The sequence below is a fragment of the Desulfuromonadales bacterium genome, assembly GCA_035620395.1.
Lineage (GTDB): Bacteria > Desulfobacterota > Desulfuromonadia > Desulfuromonadales > DASPGW01 > DASPGW01.
This window is the reverse complement of the sequence record DASPGW010000279.1, coordinates 1-2,588: the sequence shown is the minus strand read 5'-3', so window position 1 is coordinate 2,588 and position 2,588 is coordinate 1. Positions and strand designations below refer to the sequence as shown.

General features: G+C 71.2%; 3 protein-coding genes. 2 read left to right on the top strand and 1 reads right to left on the bottom strand.

All coding sequences use genetic code 11. The features are described 5' to 3' along the window. The first annotated feature begins 158 nt into the window (after positions 1-158). Both istA and istB read left to right on the top strand, forming a co-directional pair. Positions 159-1,454, top strand: coding sequence for an IS21 family transposase (gene istA, locus VD811_15290; GenBank protein ID HXV22347.1), 1,296 nt, complete (start codon positions 159-161; stop codon positions 1,452-1,454). Next, positions 1,454-2,236: an IS21-like element helper ATPase IstB gene (istB, locus tag VD811_15285; protein ID HXV22346.1), complete on the top strand. Its 783-nt coding sequence runs from the start codon at positions 1,454-1,456 to the stop codon at positions 2,234-2,236. The genes istA and istB overlap by 1 nt, the downstream gene beginning before the upstream one ends. A 146-nt stretch (positions 2,237-2,382) precedes the next feature. Here the strand turns inward: istB and VD811_15280 are convergent. After that, positions 2,383-2,588, bottom strand: a 206-nt coding sequence (locus tag VD811_15280; protein HXV22345.1) for a hypothetical protein, incomplete at its 5' end; no start/stop codon positions are given.

The window sequence follows — 2,588 nt, the reverse complement described above, 5'->3', positions numbered from 1 at the left end:
CCGGTGCCGTATTTCCACGTCGTCTTCACCCTGCCGGCCGCGGGCCGCCGAGGTGACCGTTGGCGAGGAAGCCGTAGTGCCGGATTGTCAGGCGACATGAAAAACTGACCCCCCGGCGTCAGGGAAAACTGACCCCCTGACGACGACGTAGGGTCACGATGACAGCAGGATCGAGCACAAGCTCCCCGCGACTGGAAAGGCAGCGGGGAGAAGAGATGCGGACGCCGGACGAGGTGACGGCGATGCTGCGCCTGCGGGCGCTGGGCTGGGGTTTGAAGCGGATCGCGGCGGAGTTCGGCTGCAGCCGGAACACGGTGAGGCGCTATGTCGAGCAGGAGGGGTGGGCGGGGTACCGGACGCCCCGACGGGTGCGGCTGCTCGGTGGCCTTGAGAACTGGCTGGAGGAGCGGTTCCTGCGGCACCGTGGCAACGCCGACGTGGTGCGGCAGGACCTGGAGCGCGAGCACGGCGTGAGGGTGAGCCTGCGGACGGTGGAGCGGGCGGTGGCGCACCTGCGCCAGAGGCTGCGGGCAGAGGCGCGGGCGACGGTGCGGTTCGAGACGCCGCCGGGCCGGCAGCTGCAGGTCGACTTCGGGGAGCTGCGGGTGACGGTCGGCGGCGAGGGGGCGCGGCTTCACCTCTTCGTGGCGACGCTGGGCCACTCGCGCCGCTGCTACGTGCGGGCCTTCCGGCATGAGCGGCAGTCGGCCTGGTTCGACGGCATCGAGGGGGCCTTTGGCCACTTCGGCGGCATCCCGCAGGAGGTGCTGTTCGACAATGCGCGGGCGCTGGTCGACCACCACGACGCTGCGACCCGCGAGGTCCGCTTCAACGAGCGTCTGCGCGCCTTCGCCCGGTACTGGGGCTTCAGGCCGCGGGCCTGCGCCCCCTATCGGGCGCGGACCAAGGGGAAGGACGAGCGCGGCGTCGGCTATGTCAAGCGCAACGCGATCGCCGGGCATGACTTCGCCGGCTGGGCTGCGCTCGAGGCCCATCTGGCCTGGTGGATGCGCGAGGTGGCTGACCTTCGGGCGCACGGGACGACGGGGGAGCCCCCGATCGAGCGGTTCCGGCGCGAGGAGGCCGGCGCCCTGCGGCCGCTCGACGGCCGGCCGCCGTTCCAGCAGATCCGCGATCTGATCCGACGGGTCGGGTCGGACTGCTGCGTCGAGGTCGACACCAACGCCTACAGCGTGCCCTGGCGGCTGATCGGCGAGACGGTGCGGGCGGTGGTCGCCGGCGGCCGGGTCAGCATCCACCACGGCGGGCTGGAGGTGGCGGTCCATTCGGAGGCTGCGGGCCGGCGCCAGCGGCTGGTCGAGCCGGGCCACTTCGCCGGCGTCTCGACGGTCCGGCCGGCGGCGCCTGCGGCGCCGTCGCCCGAGGCGCCACCGGTCGCCGACCTGCTGCGGCCGCTGCGCGACTACGAGCAGCTGGTCGGGGGAGGCTGGTGATGGTCGACCATGAGGCACTCATCGAGATGCTGACCCGGCTCAAGCTGACCGCGATCCGCGACCAGCTCGACAGCCTGTTGGACGAGGCCGCCCGCAGCGACCTCACCCTGCGCGAGGCCCTGGCCTTCCTGTGCACACGCGAGGTCGCCCGCAAGGACGAGCGCCGCGTCGAGATGGCGAGCAAGATCGCCCACTTCCCCACCCTGCGCGATCTCGATGGCTTCGACTTCTCGGCCCAACCCTCCCTCGACCGCGGCCAGATCCGCGAGCTGGCGGCCTGCCGCTGGGTCGCCCACGGCGATGCCCTGCTCCTGCTCGGGCCCCCGGGCGTCGGCAAGACGCACCTCGCCATCGCCCTCGGCCGCCAGGCCATCCGCGAGGGCTACTCGGTGCTGTTCACGTCGGCGCCGGCCCTCGTCGCCACCCTCGCCAAGGCGCATGCCGAGGGGCGCCTGGACGAGCGCCTGGGCTTCTATGCCAAGCCCAAGCTGCTGATCATCGACGAGCTCGGCTATCTCCCCTTCGAGCCCAACGCCGCCCACCTCTTCTTCCAGCTCGTCTCCCGGCGCTACGAACGCGGCAGCCTGCTCGTCACCTCCAACCGCTCGGTCGGCGACTGGGGCACCGTCTTCGGCGACCCCGTGGTCGCCACCGCCATCCTCGACCGGCTGCTCCACCACAGCCACGTCATCACCATCCGCGGCGACAGCTACCGCCTTCGCGAGAAGCGCCGCGCCGGCCTCCTCAAGACCACCACCCTCAACCAGGAGCTCGTCCCATGACGCTCGACCAACCCCCGCCCCCGGACCCCCACCCCCGCGGTTCACCCCCAGGGGCCCACAGGTACCCCCCGCGCTCCGCTCCGCCAGCGCGACTGATGGCGCTCCGCTCCGCGCGGGTCCCCCCTATGGACTCCGGGGACGAACCGCTACCCAACACCAACAGGGGTCAGTTTTAGCTGTCGCCAGGGGGTCAGTTCCGGATGTCGCTTGATAGACTCCAGCGGGATCAAAGAGCAGCAGCCGATTTCTTCACACGCTCCTTCGCCGGGATGACAGTCTTTGGCATTGGCGGCACACGGCCCCGCGGTTTCATCTAATCGCGGGTCGGCGGGCGCCAGTGGACAGCTGAACT